This is a genomic window from Kitasatospora sp. NPDC101183 (genome assembly GCF_044767945.1).
In the GTDB taxonomy this organism is placed as follows: Bacteria; Actinomycetota; Actinomycetes; order Streptomycetales; family Streptomycetaceae; genus Kitasatospora.
Genome location: NZ_JBIWOW010000041.1, coordinates 38738 through 53207, shown reverse-complemented (window position 1 = coordinate 53207; position 14470 = coordinate 38738). Strand labels below are relative to the sequence as shown.

The following is a 14470-nucleotide window of genomic DNA, read 5'->3' as shown; positions in this document are numbered from 1 at the left end:
GCGAAGCAGCGGCCGAGCGAAGCAGCGGCCGAGCGAAGCAGCGGCCGAGCGAAGCAGCGGCCGAGCGAAGCAGCGGCCGAGCGAAGCAGCGGCCGAGCGAAGCAGCGGCCGTACTCGTCCTACTCGATCTTCGTACGTCCATAATCGGCACATGCTGAGACTCGGTTCCGTCGTCCTGGGTGTTTCCGATCTGCCACGTGCCGTCGCCTTCTGGACGGCCGCGCTCGGTTATGTCCCGCGTGAGGACCAGGACGACGAGTGGGTCGTCCTCGTCCCGCCCGCGAACTCCGGTGCCGGTGTCCAGATCGCCCTCGGGACCAGCGAGTCGCCCGTCGAGGAGCACCCCCGCGTGCACCTCGACCTCTACGCCGACGACGCGGCCGAGCAGGCCGCCGAGGTCGAGCGGCTCGTCGCGCTCGGCGCGCACCGCGTCGACTGGGACCTCTACCCGGACGATCCGGACTTCATCGTGCTCGCCGACACCGAGGGGAACCGGTTCTGTGTCATCGACACCACCCACTCCTCCTGAGCCCACCGCCACCCGCTACCTCTACCTCGCCCGCCACGGCGAGGCTCTGCCCGACGGCAGCGGCCTCTCGGAGCGCGGCGAGCGGCAGGCGGCGCTCCTCGGTGAGCGGCTCGCGGGGCGCCCCATCTCCTCGATCCACCACGGCCCGCTGCCCCGCGCCGCCCGGACCGCCCATCTGGTCTCCGCGCACCTCCCGGACGCCACGCTCACCGTCTCCGACCTCGCCGGCGACTACGTCCCGTACGTCCCCGAGCGGCACGAACTGCCGCCCGACAGCGCCGACTTCCTCCTCGCCTTCCTCTCCCACTCCACCCCCGAGGAGCGCGAGCACGGGCCCGCCCTCGCCGCCGGGGCCGTGGAGCGGTTCACCGGCCCGGCCCCGGGCGGCAACGAGCGCCACGAGCTGCTCATCACCCACGCCTTCCTCATCGCCTGGCTGCTCCGGCACACCCTGGACGCCCCGAAGTGGCGCTGGCTCGGCCTGAACCAGGCCAACACCGGCCTCACCGTGCTGCGTTGGACGCCCGGCCGCCCGCCTGCCGTCCTCCTCCAGAACGACCAGCGCCACCTCCCCGCCGAACTTCGCTGGACCGGCTTCCCGCCGGAACACCACCTCTGACCACACACGCGTGCACAGGAAGTCGGCCCACCCGACTTCCTGTGCACGCGCACGCACAAGCGCACGGACTCACGCCACAGCCTCAGCCTTCGGCCGATCGGCGAGCTTGAGCCACACCACCCCGGCGATGATCACCGCGAGCCACCCGGCCTTCACCACCGTGAGCCTCTCATCGAACAGCACGGGGCCCAGCAGAGCCGCGCCCACCGAGCCGATCCCGGCCCAGACCGCGTAGCCGATCCCGACGTCGATCGTGCGCAGCGCGGCGCTCAGCGCCCAGAGCGTCAGCAGGAAGAACACCACGGCGACCAGTGACCACCACAGCCGGGTGAAGCCGTGGCTTCCTCCGACGCAGAGCGCGTAGCCGACCTCGAAGGCACCGGCGAGCAGGAGCATCAGCCAGGAACGTCGGCCGTTGTCGGACATGGGAGGGTTCCTTTCTTCAGAGAAGGACAGGGACGAGGACGGACAACTCTCAGGCGGCGCCGCTCAGTTGCAGCCCGACGACACCCCCGATGATCACGGCGACGCCGAGCGCCTTGCGCCAGTCCAGGCGCTGGCCGAAGAACAGCGCGCCCAGCAGCGTGATGCCGACGCCGGCCACGGACGTCCAGACGGCGTAGCCGACGCCGACGTCGAAGGTCAGCAGCGCCTTGCTCAGGAAGTACGTCCCGATGGCACCGCTGACGAGCGTCACGGCCGTCCAGCCCCGGTGCTTGAACCCGGCGGCCTTTCCCGCCGCGATGGCGACGGCGATCTCGAAGAGGTCCGCGATGGCGAGGTAGAGCCACTGCATGACGAAGTCCCTCCCGCAAGGAGCAGCAATAGTTGCTTGTACGTGCATGTTCCTGGAGGCCGCAAAAGGCCCATCCCCCAGAGAGCCTGACCCCAGAAGCTTGCATGAGCAAGCATCAGGCAGTCAAGCCCCAGTCCTAGACCGCGGCCCGCAACGCCTGCACCAACGACGCCAGTTCGGGATCGCCCATCGCCGTGTTCAGCGCCGAGGACAGCACCTCCGCGTACGTCGCCCGCGCGACCTGGAGGCGCTCGCGCCCCTCGTCCGTGATCACGGCGTAGACCCCGCGCTTGTCCGTCGGGCACAGGTCCTTGAACGCGAACCCGGCCGCCTCCAGCCGCCCGACCAGGCGCGTCACCGAGGACTGGCCCAGCCCCACCCGGTCCGCGAGGTCCTGCATCCGCAGCTCGCTCGACTCCGAGCGGTGCAGGTGCTCCAGGGAGCGGTACTCCGAGAGCCCTATCCCGTGCCGACGCTGCAGGGCCGTGGCCAGCTCGCGCTCCACGCGCGCGTGCAGCGCGAGCACGCGGCCCCAGGCGGCCTGGTCGGACGCACGCGGGAGAGCATCGGGCGCATCCGGCCCGTCGGGAACATCGGGCACGTCAGGCACGTCAGGCACGTCGGGCACATCGAGTGACACCGCCATGGCGCCTCCTTCCCATCGCGGACAGTGCCCCCAGGATACATGCACATACAAGCAAACTCCCGGGTCGCACACGAAACCGCCTGTCCAACTCCCGTACCACCATCGATACTTGGCCCGAATCCGGCTCCCCACCGAAAGGCCACGCCCTTGTTCCGCCGCCCGGGCCCACCGCCCGACCTCCACGTCCCCACCCACCGCGAGATCGCCGACGAGTGGGGCGGGCCCATCGCCGTCCTGGCCTCCGCCCCCGAGGAGTGGTTCACCCTCCTCGGCCGCATGTCCAGCGACGGCTACCTCTGCCACCTCGACGTGAACTACCACCTCGACCGCGAGTTCGTCGCGGTCGTCCAGACCTCCCGCCCCGTCCCCGAGCACCACCGGGTCAAGTCCCTCACCAGCCCCGAAACGCAGCTCCACACCTACCTGGCCAACTCCGACCGCCTCGACCGCGAGGCCGTCCGTGCCGGCTCCCGCACCCTCGACTGCACGACCACCCGGGGCGCCGTCCGCCTCGACGGCACCCCCGTCCCCGTCGAGGTCCACCGCGCCCACGGCTGCAGCAGCGCGCTCCTGCCCGAGATCCCCGACCACCAGGGGTACGTGATCGTCACCGCCCCCGACGAGCTCTGGGAGATCGCCATCGACCTCATCCTCCGCCCACCCACCAGCTTCTGAACCGGGGTTTTCACCCCAAGGTGGGGTTTGGCTCAACACCCCACCCCCGTACGCCGATCAGCCAACGGGGTGGCGGAGCTGAGGGCCGCCACCCCACTACGGACGCCCCACCGGCCGACGACGTGTCATGACTCGGCAACAGTGGCCGCATCGCGACCCAAACCCGTTGATCCGAACCCGAACGGCCACCTAGAGTCCCGTTGCCGTCCACCGGGACGGCACGGGGACACCGAGAGGCCGAACGCCCCGGAACGCATCCACGAGGACGACAAGGAACAACTCGTGCGCAACACCTACACGGTGACCGTCCGATGACCCCCACCCCGGACACCCCGGACACCCCGGACACCCCGGACACCCCAGACCGCCCGGGTCGCACCGACGACGACCTCCGCGACCTCGACGTCCCCACCCTCCTCCGCCACGGCCTCGCCGTCCCCGGCCCGCACCGCGCAGCCCTCTTCGGCGAGGGCGCCATCGCCGCCGCCCTCGCCGCAGACGCCCTCGGCGTCGCCCCCCGCTCCCTCGGCCTCCTCGCCGAGGCCGTCCGCAGCGGCGGCACCCGCGTCGCCGCCGACCTCCCCGAACCCCTCCCCGGCCCCGCCCCCACCCGCCTCGCCCACACCTGGCTCACCTCCGCCGCGACCACCACCACCGCCACCACCGCCACCGCCACCACCACCGCCACCGCCACGAGCCTCGACACCGACGAACTCCTCGCCCGCTGGCTCACGGCCGTGGCGGAGATCCTCGCCCTACGCGCCCGCGTCAGGGGCCCGCGGTAGGCCGCAGGCACGAGCCGAACCGGAACCCCATGCCCCAGCACCACGGCCCCCCACCCCACTGGACCCCCGACGAGCAGCGCCTCTGGCACGCCTACCGCCGCGGGGAGCGCCTCGACCTGCGCGGCACCGACCCCCAACCGGAGGTCCGCGCCGAGGCGTTGACGCACCTGCTGGTCGACCCACCACCCGCCGAGGCCGGACGCGTCGCCCGCCTCGACCTGGTCGGGGCGCGCGTGACCGGGGCACTGGACCTCACCGGGGCGCGGATCGGCGTGCCCGTGAAGCTGCTGGAGTGCGCGTTCGAGGAGCGCGTCCGGCTCGACTACGCCGAGGTCACCTGGTGGAACCTCGACGGCTCGCGGCTGCCCGGCCTGGACGGCGAGGGCCTGCGCGTGGGCCTCTGGCTCGGGCTGCGCGACGCCGTCGTCGAGGACGAGCTGTGGCTGCACGACGCCCGGATCTCCGGCGGGCTCGACCTCAGCCGCAGCACCCTGCGCGGGGCCGACGGATTCGCGCTCATGGGCAAGCAGATGGTCGTGGACGGCGGCCTACGGGCCCAAGGCCTGTGCGCCAAGGGCGCGTTGCTGCTCTCCCGCACCCGCGTCGCCGGGACGCTGGACCTCACCGGCGCCCGCCTCACGGCCACCGACCGCGCCCCCGGCCGGGGCGCCGCCGACCTCGAGGACCTGCACGCCCGCCGCCTCGTCCTCAACCTCCACCCCGACTCCACCGGCGTGATCGGCCTCGCCTCCGCCGAACTCGGCACCCTGGTCGCGGACCCGAGCCGCTGGCCCGTCGGCTGCGCCGTCGACCTGACGGCGGCGGCCTTCACCGGGCTGGAACCGACGGCCGCCCCCGCCCGAGCGCGCCTCGCCTGGCTCGCCGGGCACCTCACGGCGCCCTCCCCCGCCGTCCACACCCGGGTCGCGGCCGCCTACCGCCAGGCCGGACGCGAGCAGGCCGCCCGCGAGGTGCTGATCCACCGCGAACGCCTCCGCCACCGCGCCCTCCACCTCCCCGGGCGCGTCTGGGGACGCCTGCTGGAGGCCGTCATCGGCTACGGCTACCGGCCCGCCCGCGCCCTGCTCTGGCTGCTCCTGCTCCTCGCCGTCGGCACCGCCTACTTCGCCGTCGCCGGCCCGCCCCGCCCCACCTCCCCGGGCGGCGGCCCGGCCTGGGACCCGCTGCTGTACGTGATCGACCTGGTCGTCCCCTTCCTCTCCCTCGGCCAGCGCGCCGCCTGGGACCCGTCGGGTGCGGCCAAGGGTGCCGCCCTGGCCCTCACCGTCGCCGGCTGGGTCCTCGCCACCGCCGTCGCCGGCGGCGCCGCCCGCATGCTCAACCGCAGCCCGTGACCGCGAACACCGCGCCGCCCCACCCGCGCCCGACTATGACGCGCCCCACCTTGATCTCCCCGCCGCCCCCGTTGTGGGATGGCCCCGTGGACATCACGCCGAGCCCCTCCCGCACCGCCCTGTTCGAGGGGCACCGCCCGCACCTGCGCGCCGTCGCGTACCGGATGCTCGGCTCGGTCACCGAAGCCGAGGACGCGCTGCAGGAGGCGTGGCTGCGCTACGACCGCAGCGACACCTCCGAGGTGGCGAACCCGGGCGGCTGGCTGACCACCGTGGTCTCCCGGGTCTGCCTCAACCTGCTGCGCGACCGCGCCGCCCGCCGCGAGGACCCGTTGGAGGAGACGAGCAGCCTCCCCGACCCGCTGCTGCGCCGGGAGGGCGTCGTCGACCCCGAGCAGGAGGTGCTGCTCGCGGACTCGGTGGGCCTGGCGCTGATGGTGGTGCTGGAGTCGCTGTCCCCCGCCGAGCGCGTCGCCTTCGTGCTGCACGACCTGTTCGCGGTGCCCTTCGAGGAGATCGCCCCGCTGATCGAGAAGACCTCCGCCGCCACCCGCCAGCTCGCCAGCCGCGCCCGCCGCAAGGTGCAGGGGCAGGCGCCCGCGCCGGACCGCGACCTCGGGCGTCAGCGCACCGCCGTGGACGCCTTCTTCGCCGCCGCCCGTACGGGTGACCTGGACGGGCTGCTCGCGGTGCTCCACCCGGACGTGGTGCTGCGGTCGGACGGCGGCGCCGTCCTCGCCCGGCACACGGTGGTGCTCACGGGCGCCGCGACGGTCGCGGGGCAGGCGGCGCTCTGGGGCACGCTGTCGCCGTTCGCCCGCCCGGCGCTGGTCAACGGGACGGCCGGCGCGGTGGTCATCGGCGCCAACGGCCGGGCGCTGTCGATCATGGCGTTCACGGTCGTCGAGGGCGCGATCACCTCGATCGAGGTGATCGCCGACCAGGAGCGCCTCGCCGCGATGGACCTCTCGCAGTTCCGCTAGAGGGCCCGGGTCAGCGCCCGACGGCGCCGTCCAGCTGCTCCCGCAGGATGTCCGCGTGCCCGGCGTGCCGCCCGGTCTCCTCGATCAGGTGCACCAGCACCCACCGCATCGAGGGCCCCTCGGCGTCGTCGGGCCGCAGCGAGCGCGCGCCCGGCCGGTCCAGGCCAGCCGAGGCGACGGCCTGCGCCACCACCGCGTCCGCCCGCGCCGCGGCCTCCCGGTAGGCGGCGACGGCGGAGGCCACCGTCCAGTCCCCGAGCGGTAGTTGGTCCGCCTCCTCGGGCCGCTCGCCCAGCCCGGCGTACGCCCACTCGAACCAGTTGAGCTCGACGACGGCCAGGTGCCGCACCAGCCAGAGCAGGCTGGTGCCGGAGCCGACGCCGGGGCGCCGGGCCTCCTCCTCCGGCACGCCGTCGAGCTTGGCGATCACCGCCTCCCGCAGGTACCGGAGGAAGGCGAGCAGCGTCGTCGGCTCGTCGGCGGCGATGGAGGGCGGCCGCACGTCGGAGCCGGGGATCGATTCGGTCACGGCGACCACCCTAGTCACCTGACGATCCGTCACCACCCCTGTGCCGCAACCCAGTCGGCGAGGTGCCGGGCGCAGCCGTCCACCGACTCCCGCCACGTGTGCCCGGCCCCCTCCCCCGCCTCGTCGCTGACGTGCTTGACCAGCCGCACCGGCACCCCGGCCCGGTGGGCGACGGTGGCGACGGCGTAGCCCTCCATGTCCACCAGGTCCGCGTGCCGGGCCAGCCGCTCGCGCGCGGCCTCCTCGGAGACGAAGAGGTCCCCGGTGGCGAGCACCGGCCCCTCGCCCTTCGAGACGACCAGCGGTGCGCCGTAGTTGCGCCCGGTGAGGGCGTACAGGGCGGGGGTGTCCAGGTCGTGCTGGATCACCTGGGCGATGTGATGGGTGCCCGCCCAGCCGGGGCGCAGCGCTCCGGCCGTGCCGAGGTTGATCACCTCGGAGGGCTTCTCGCCCTGGGCGAGCACGGTGGCCAGCGAGACGGCGGCGTTGACCTTCCCCATCCCGGTGAGCAGCACGGGCAGTCGGTCGTCGAGGTGCGCCGCCTCCTCGCGGACGGCGACGACGAGCAGCGGGCGGTCGGGCGTGATCGTTCCAAGCAGGCGCATGGGGCCATCGTACGGAGCGGGGCCGCCCGCGCCCGGAAGCACGCGAAGCTCCGTCACCCCCCGGTTGCGGACCCCGATGTTCCGCCGGGTTCAGGGAACCGCGTAGGGTGCAGCCCGCGTCGGACGGAACGCCACGGAACGCCACGGCACGCCACGGTCGAACACCGTGCGGGCACGGCGCGTGAACCGTGCACGACATGCTCAAGATCCACGCAAGTCGGGTGTGGCCGGGGGGAGTCACGGCCATACTGCTGGCAACGGCCGGGCCCGGACGACGGGCCCGGCAGCAGGGGAGGATGAGGCGGGTGGCGACACCAGCAGGCAACGGCGCACCTGGCGCCGCAGTACCGGCGCAGCCCAGCGGCCCGCCGACCGCGCCGGGGGGCGCGGCTCCGGGGGCCACAGCACACACCACGGCAGGGGCCACGGCCGTGGCGACACGGGCACCGGCCCGACCGGGCACGACGGTCGCCCGGAACCCGAGGAGCACCCCCGTCGCCCTCGCCACCGGCCTCGGCGCCCGGCTGGCCCGGGCGGGCCGCACCGCGCCCGGACGGCTGCGGATGGCGGGCGCGCTGCTCGCCGTGCTGACCGTCGCCTTCGGCGCCCTCACCGCCTGGCAGTTGGAGACCCGCGCCCAGGCCGCCGACCGCGTCGTCGGCTACAGCCAGCCGCTCAGCCGCGACGCCGCCGAGATCCACCGCAGCCTGGCCGACGCCGCCACCACCTCCGCCTCCGGCTTCCTGCTGGCCGGCACCGAGCCGAAGGCCGTCCGGGACCGCTACGAGGCGGACATCAAGACGGCCTCCCGGCTGATCGCCGAGTCCGCGGCCCGGACGACCTCCACCTCCCCCGCCCGGGACACCCTCTCCGAGCTGAACCAGCAACTGCCCGTCTACGCGGGCCTGGTGGAGACGGCGCGGGCCGACAACCGGCAGGGCATCCCCCTCGGCGGCGCCTACCTGCGCTACGCCTCCGAGCAGATGCAGACGGTGCTGCTGCCGGCCGCCGCCAAGCTGCGCGACATCGAGGACAAGGAGCTGGCGAAGGACTACGCCGAGGCCCAGTCCTGGCCCTCGGCCGCGTACGGCCTGGCGCTGGTGACCCTGCTGGCCCTCGTCCTGGTGCAGAAGCAGCTGTACCGGCGCACCAACCGGGTGTTCAACATCGGCCTCCTGGGCGCCACCGCCGCGGTCCTGGCGGGCGGCCTCTGGCTCACCACCACCGCACTGACGACCGGTTCGGACCTCGACCGCAGCGACCACGACGGCGCGACCCCGCTGCGGGCGCTCAACTCGGCCCGGGTGGACGTGCTCTCCGCCCGGCTGTCGGAGAACCTGCACCTGGTCGCCCGCGGCTCGACCACCAAGTACCTCACCCAGTGGGACGAGGCCACCAAGCGCCTGGCCGGCACGGAGGGCCAGGGCGTGCCGATCGCCAACCGCACCGGCTCGATCCCGCAGGCCTACCGGATCAGCCCGCGCGAGTCCGCGCCGGACATCCGGGACGCCCTGACCGCGTACGACCAGTGGCGCCAGAAGCACGACCTGGCCCACGCGCTGGAGGTCGACCGGGCCGACTACGACGGCGCCCTGAAGGCGACGGTGTCGGACACCGACACCACCAGCACCGCCGACGCGGCCTTCAAGCAGACCGACGAGGCCCTGGCCCGCGCGGCCGACATCGAGCAGAAGCTGTTCACCAGCGCCGCCAAGGGCACCGGGGACGACCTGCGGATCGCCGCCGTCGCCGCCGCCGTGCTCGCCCTGGTCGCCGCGGCCGCCGCGCTGCGCGGCCTGGGCCGCCGGCTGGCCGAGTACCGCTAAGAGGGGGGACCGATCCACATGCGCAAGCCCACCGCACGCACCCGCCCGGCCGCCGCGCTGGCGCTGCTGACCGCCGGGGCGATCGTGCTCGCCGGCAGCGGCCCCTCCGGCGCCGCGCCCGGCAGCACCACCGCCGCTCCGGCCAACGCACCGCAGGCCCTCCAGCAGGAGCAGGACGGCAACTGCGACGTCTACAAGAGCGTGCCGCCCAGCACCGAGGACGGCCCGGCCGTCAAGGTCATCAAGGCCAAGCGCCAGCTGGTGATCGGCGTCGACCAGAACAGCTACCGCTGGGGCGCCCGCAACCCCAACACCGGCCAGATCGAGGGCTTCGACATCGACCTGGCCCGCGCCATCGGCGCCGCGATCATCGGCGACCCCGACAAGGTGGTCCTCAAGCCGGTGGCGACGGCCGACCGCGTCGACGCCGTCCAGAAGGGCCGGGTCGACCTGATCGTCCGCACCATGACGATCAACTGCAGCCGGATGGAGCAGGTCGCCTTCTCCAAGCCGTACTTCAACATCAGCCAGCGCGTCCTGGTGCCGAAGACCTCGACGGCGAAGAACCTCCAGGAGGCGGTCAAGGGCCACACGGTCTGCGCCGCCAAGGGCTCCACCGCCGAGGCCGTCCTGACGAAGGAGGGCACGGCCTCCAAGCTCGTGCAGGTCGAGAACCAGCTGGACTGCCTGGTGCTGATGGAACTCGGCAAGGTCGAGGCCACCCTGACGGACAACGGCCTGGCGGCCGGCCAGGCCGCCCAGGACCAGGCCGTGAAGATCCTCGACGACGAGGTCCAGCCCGAGGTCATCGGCGTCGCGATGCTCAAGACCAGCCCGGACCTGACCGCCAGGGTCAACCAGGTGCTCGCCGACTACTACAGCAGCGGCTCCTGGCGGCAGTCGTACGACCGCTGGCTCAAGCCGTACATGCTCAACGAGGCCGACCGGTACTGGCCCGGCCAGCACTGAGCCCGGCCGGCACCGGGCCCGGCGCCGAGGGGCGCGCACGGGCGCAGCGGGCGGGCGGAGCGGACGGGGGCGCGTTGACGCGCTCTTGACGCCCACCGCCCGCTCCGCCCGAACGGCCACCGGCTAGGGTTCGGGACGATCACCACGGGCAGGCCCGTGGTGGACGACGGGGGTTGTCGAGCGGTCACGCGTCAGCGACGCGCGGGCGCCCGGCCGCACGTGAGGGAAGGAAGGACACCGCGGTGGCGGCATCGGCTGGCCCGGTACTGAGCCGGGAGGAGGTGGACCGCGCGCTCGCCCGCCTCGGCGCGGAGCGCGACGCGGTCGAGTCGGCGCTGCTCGCGCTCCAGGACCACCCGGGCCTGCGGCTGCTCGACGGCGCCGAGCTGACCGGGCGCACCCAGGAGCGCTGGGCCGTCGCCGGCAAGGGCCTCCCGCTGCTGTGGGCGCTGTTCGACCGCTACTCGGAGGCGCTGGCCTCGGCCCGCGCCGTACGCGCCCGCAAGGCCAAGCCGGGAGCCGCCGAACTCGCCGAGCTGAGCGAGCTGTTGACGGGCGACGCGGTGACGGTGCCGGGCGGCGCGGTGCCGGACGGGCCGCAGCTGCTGGGCGCGCCCGCCAAGCTGGTCGAGCGGATCAGCCTGGACGCGCTGATGGCCCGGATGAACTCCTGGTACGCCAGCGTGCTGGAGGTGGTCAGCGCCGCGGACGCCGTCTGGTCCGCCCTGCCCGCCCGGATCGACCTGCTGCTGGCCGAGCTCAACCGGGTGCAGACGCTGGCCGTCTCGCTGGGCGTGCGCACCGGCAGCCACCCGCTCGGGGACGACCTGACCGCGCTGGCCGCCGACCTCACCGCGCTGCGCACCGAGGTGCGCGAGGACCCGCTGGCGCTGTGGCGCCCGGCCCGGGTGCCCGCCCAGCGCGGCACCGTCCCGGAGGGCACGGCCTTCGCCACGCCCTCCGGCGTGGTCGACACCGAGCGCTTCGACCTGGCCGGCCGGGCCCTGGACGGCGTCCGGATGGAGCTGGAGGACGTCCTGCGGCTGCGCGACGACGCCGAGGAGCGCCTCCAGGGCGTCGGCAACCTGCTCCAGCGGGCCGACGCCACCCTGGCCGAGGCCCGCCGGGCGCGCGGCGAGGTGCTGGCGAAGATAGCCTCCAGCGACGTCCCGGCCGTCCCCGGCCCGGCCTCGGCGCTGCGCGAACGGATCGTCACCGCGCTGGACCTGCGCCAGAGCGGGCAGTGGGGCCGGCTGGCGCCGCTGCTGGACGCGCTGGAGGACGCGGCCGCCAAGGAGTTGGAGCGGGCCCGGCAGTCGCTCACCGAGGTGACGGCGCCGCTGGCCGTCCGCGCCGAGCTGCGCGGCCGGCTGGACGCGTACAAGGCCATGGCGGCCCGGCTGAGGGTCGCCGAGGACCCGGAGGTCGTCGAGCGGTACGAGAAGGCGCGCTGGCTGCTGTGGAGCGCGCCCTGCGACCTGCGGGCGGCGGCCGCCGCGGTGGCCCGCTTCCAGCAGTCGCTGCGCCCGGCCCAGACCGAGGCCGACGGCGCGCAGGCACAGGCGCAGGCTCAAGCACAGGCAGCGCAGGCACAGGCACGAGCGGCCGGCCAGACGCCGGTCGACGGACAGGTTCAGGGGGGCTGAGGTTGATGGGCGAGACGTGCGTACGGCCGGGGTGCTCCGGCAGCGGCAGGATCGACGCGGACGGCTACTGCGACGAGTGCGGGCTCGCACCCGAAGGCGCCGCCTCCACCCCGACGGGCGCAGGGGGCCCCGGCTCCCCCTGCCCCAGGGAGTGCTCCGGCAGCATCGACGCCGACGGCTACTGCGACGAGTGCGGCCTGACCGCCCCCGAGGCCGGCTCCGTCACCGGCAGCACCCAACCCCACGTCCCCTCCGCCCGCGTCAGCCCCGACTCGGCCCGCAGCGGCTCCGTCCGCTCCCTGTCGGCCCGCACCGGCTCGGCCCGCTCGATGTCCGGCCGCTCCCGCTCCCACCGCTCCACCCGCACGGGCTCCAGCCGCTCCGTCTCGGTCCGCGCCACCCGGGGCACCGGCACCGCCGGCACCCGCAACCGCAACCGCCTGGGCGCCGGCCTGGTCACCGTCCCCACCGTGCCGACGGCCGACCCGTCACAGGCCGTCCTCGCCAACCCCGAGGTCCCCGAGCGCAAGCGGTACTGCTCCAAGTGCGAGTCCCCCGTGGGCCGCGAGAAGAACGGCCGCCCGGGCCGCCCCGACGGCTTCTGCACCAAGTGCGGCACGCCGTACTCCTTCACCCCCAAGCTGCGCCGCGGCGACCTCGTCGGCGGCCAGTACGAGGTCGTCGGCTGCCTGGCGCACGGCGGCCTGGGCTGGATCTACCTGGCGATCGACCGCCGGGTCAACGACAAGTGGGTCGTCCTCAAGGGCCTGCTGGACACCGGGGACGAGGACGCGCTGATCGCGGCCGTCGCCGAGCGCCGCTTCCTGGCCGAGGTCGACCACCCCAACATCGTCCGGATCATCAACTTCGCCGAGCACCCGGACCTGCGCACCGGCTCCACCGACGGCTACATCGTCATGGAGTACGTCGGCGGCAAGTCGCTCAAGGACATCGCCAACGAGCGCCGCACCCCGGACGGGCGGCGGGACCCGCTGCCCGTCGAGCAGGCCATCGCGTACGCGCTGGAGGCGCTGCCGGCCCTGGGCTACCTGCACGACCGCGGTCTGATCTACTGCGACTTCAAGATCGACAACGTCATCCAGAACGGCGACAGCCTCAAGATCATCGACATGGGCGCCGTCCGCCGCTTCGACGACGAGGGCGCGATCTTCGGCACCATCGGCTACCAGGCCCCCGAGATCGCCACCGACGGCCCCTCCCCCGCCTCCGACCTCTACACCGTCGCCCGCACCCTCGCGGTGCTCAGCTTCGACTTCCAGGGCTACAGCACCACCTACCGCGACTCCCTGCCCGGCCCGGAGGACGTCGAGGCCTTCGCCCGGTACGAGTCCTACTACCGCTTCCTCGTCCGCGCCACCGACTCCGACCCGGCCCGCCGCTTCTCCTCCGCCGAGGAGATGGCCGACCAGCTCACCGGCGTCCTGCGCGAGGTCCTCGCCCTCCAGGACGGGCACCCCCGCCCCTCGCTCTCCACCCTGTTCGGCCCCGAACTGCGCGTCGTGGACACCGAGTTGGTCCTCCCCGCCGAGCAGACCGGGCAGCTGCGCCTGGCCCCGCTGGACCCTGCGGCGGCCGCCCTCGCCCTGCCCGTCCCCCGGGTCGACCCGGACGACCCCAACGCCGGCAACCTCGCCACCCTGCTCGCCACCGACCCCGAGGACGTCCTCGCCGCCCTGGCCCCCTTCGGCGACTCCGTCGAGAAGCGGCTGCGCGGGCTGCGCGCGGAGCTCGAACTCGGCCGCCCCTCCGCCCTGGAGACGCTCCAGAAGCTGGAGGCCGCCCACCCCGACGACTGGCGGGTCGTCTGGTACCGCGGCCTGCACGCCCTGGTCTCCGCCGGGCACAGCGGCACCCCGGAGACGGCGCTGCGCGTCGCCGCCGAGGCCTTCGACGCGGTCTACGACGCGTTCCCCGGCGAGGCCGCCCCCAAGCTGGCCCTCGCCGTCTGCGCCGAACTGCTCGGCGACGGCGGGGACGCGGCCGAGTTCTACCGCCTGGTCTGGACGACCGACCACACCTACCTCGGCGCCGCCTTCGGCCTCGCCCGGGTGCGCCTGGCCGAGGACGACCGGTCCGCCGCCGTCGCCGTGCTGGAGTCCGTCCCGCCCACGTCCAGCCAGTACACGGCCGCCCGCATCGCCGCCGTGCGCGCCCGGCTGCGCGAGCGCCCCGCCACCGACGACCTCACCGCCGACCTCACCGCCGGCTCCGCCCAGCTGTCCGCCCTGCGCCTGGACGACGGCCGCCGCGAGCAGCTGTCCGTCGAGGTGCTGGAGGCCGCGCTCGGCTGGGTCGACGCCGGCTCGCCCAGCGCCCGGCAGAACGCCGGGTCGACGGTGGTCCTCGGACGGCCGGCGGTGGACAGGGAACTGCGCTTCGCCCTGGAGCAGTCCTACCGGGTACTGGCCCGGCTGGCCGGGCAGGCGGAGAAGAGGATCGAGATGGTGGAACGGGCCAACCGCGCCCGCCCCAGGACGTGGGTGTAG

15 protein-coding genes are annotated in these 14470 nt (G+C 74.2%); 10 read left to right on the top strand and 5 right to left on the bottom strand.

Features of this window, described 5'->3' with window-relative positions:
- Nucleotides 1-151: 151 nt before the first annotated feature.
- Nucleotides 152-529, top strand: a complete 378-nt coding sequence (locus tag ACIRRS_RS35925) for a VOC family protein (protein WP_402980384.1) — start codon at nt 152-154, stop codon at nt 527-529.
- Nucleotides 501-1148: a histidine phosphatase family protein gene (locus ACIRRS_RS35920; protein ID WP_402980381.1), complete on the top strand. Its 648-nt coding sequence runs from the start codon at nt 501-503 to the stop codon at nt 1146-1148. Before ACIRRS_RS35925 ends, ACIRRS_RS35920 begins: the two co-directional genes overlap by 29 nt.
- 69 nt (nt 1149-1217) lie before the next feature.
- Here ACIRRS_RS35920 and ACIRRS_RS35915 read toward each other — a convergent pair whose 3' ends face one another.
- The 3 genes from ACIRRS_RS35915 to ACIRRS_RS35905 all read right to left on the bottom strand — a co-directional run bounded on the left by ACIRRS_RS35915 (nt 1218) and on the right by ACIRRS_RS35905 (nt 2554).
- The gene (locus tag ACIRRS_RS35915; RefSeq protein WP_402980378.1) at nt 1218-1574 is read right to left on the bottom strand and encodes a DMT family transporter; all 357 of its coding nucleotides are present in this window, start codon (nt 1572-1574) and stop codon (nt 1218-1220) included.
- 49 nt (nt 1575-1623) lie between these two features.
- Complete coding sequence (locus ACIRRS_RS35910) at nt 1624-1944, bottom strand: DMT family transporter (protein ID WP_402980375.1); 321 nt, start codon at nt 1942-1944, stop codon at nt 1624-1626.
- Between the two features lie 136 nt (nt 1945-2080).
- Nucleotides 2081-2554, bottom strand: a complete 474-nt coding sequence (locus ACIRRS_RS35905; protein WP_402980390.1) for a MarR family winged helix-turn-helix transcriptional regulator — start codon at nt 2552-2554, stop codon at nt 2081-2083.
- A 183-nt stretch (nt 2555-2737) separates the two neighbouring features.
- On the opposite strand from ACIRRS_RS35905, the gene ACIRRS_RS35900 reads away from it, so the two are divergent.
- The 4 genes from ACIRRS_RS35900 to ACIRRS_RS35885 all read left to right on the top strand — a co-directional run bounded on the left by ACIRRS_RS35900 (nt 2738) and on the right by ACIRRS_RS35885 (nt 6388).
- A complete protein-coding gene (locus tag ACIRRS_RS35900; RefSeq protein WP_402980373.1) occupies nt 2738-3265 on the top strand; it encodes a hypothetical protein in 528 nt (175 codons plus the stop codon).
- A gap of 311 nt (nt 3266-3576) precedes the next feature.
- On the top strand, nt 3577-4050 hold the full coding sequence (locus tag ACIRRS_RS35895) for a hypothetical protein (RefSeq protein ID WP_402980371.1): 474 nt from the start codon (nt 3577-3579) through the stop codon (nt 4048-4050).
- Nucleotides 4051-4079: 29 nt separating this feature from the next.
- Nucleotides 4080-5405 (top strand): hypothetical protein, encoded by a 1326-nt coding sequence (locus ACIRRS_RS35890; protein WP_402980369.1) that lies wholly within the window; start codon nt 4080-4082, stop codon nt 5403-5405.
- 86 nt (nt 5406-5491) lie between these two features.
- The gene (locus ACIRRS_RS35885; RefSeq protein WP_402980367.1) at nt 5492-6388 is read left to right on the top strand and encodes a sigma-70 family RNA polymerase sigma factor; all 897 of its coding nucleotides are present in this window, start codon (nt 5492-5494) and stop codon (nt 6386-6388) included.
- A gap of 10 nt (nt 6389-6398) precedes the next feature.
- Here ACIRRS_RS35885 and ACIRRS_RS35880 read toward each other — a convergent pair whose 3' ends face one another.
- Complete coding sequence (locus ACIRRS_RS35880; RefSeq protein WP_402980365.1) at nt 6399-6917, bottom strand: DinB family protein; 519 nt, start codon at nt 6915-6917, stop codon at nt 6399-6401.
- 29 nt (nt 6918-6946) lie between these two features.
- The gene (locus tag ACIRRS_RS35875) at nt 6947-7522 is read right to left on the bottom strand and encodes a nucleosidase (protein WP_402980364.1); all 576 of its coding nucleotides are present in this window, start codon (nt 7520-7522) and stop codon (nt 6947-6949) included.
- A 431-nt stretch (nt 7523-7953) separates the two neighbouring features.
- On the opposite strand from ACIRRS_RS35875, the gene ACIRRS_RS35870 reads away from it, so the two are divergent.
- The 4 genes from ACIRRS_RS35870 to ACIRRS_RS35855 all read left to right on the top strand — a co-directional run bounded on the left by ACIRRS_RS35870 (nt 7954) and on the right by ACIRRS_RS35855 (nt 14470).
- Entirely contained in the window at nt 7954-9348 is a 1395-nt protein-coding gene (locus ACIRRS_RS35870) for a hypothetical protein (protein ID WP_402980362.1), read from the top strand.
- Between the two features lie 18 nt (nt 9349-9366).
- Nucleotides 9367-10317 carry a glutamate ABC transporter substrate-binding protein gene (locus ACIRRS_RS35865; RefSeq protein WP_402980360.1) on the top strand — a complete coding sequence of 317 codons (951 nt, stop codon included), beginning with the start codon at nt 9367-9369 and terminating at the stop codon, nt 10315-10317.
- A 242-nt stretch (nt 10318-10559) separates the two neighbouring features.
- A complete protein-coding gene (locus tag ACIRRS_RS35860; RefSeq protein WP_402980358.1) occupies nt 10560-11963 on the top strand; it encodes a hypothetical protein in 1404 nt (467 codons plus the stop codon).
- A 5-nt stretch (nt 11964-11968) separates the two neighbouring features.
- Nucleotides 11969-14470: a tetratricopeptide repeat protein gene (locus tag ACIRRS_RS35855; protein WP_402980356.1), complete on the top strand. Its 2502-nt coding sequence runs from the start codon at nt 11969-11971 to the stop codon at nt 14468-14470.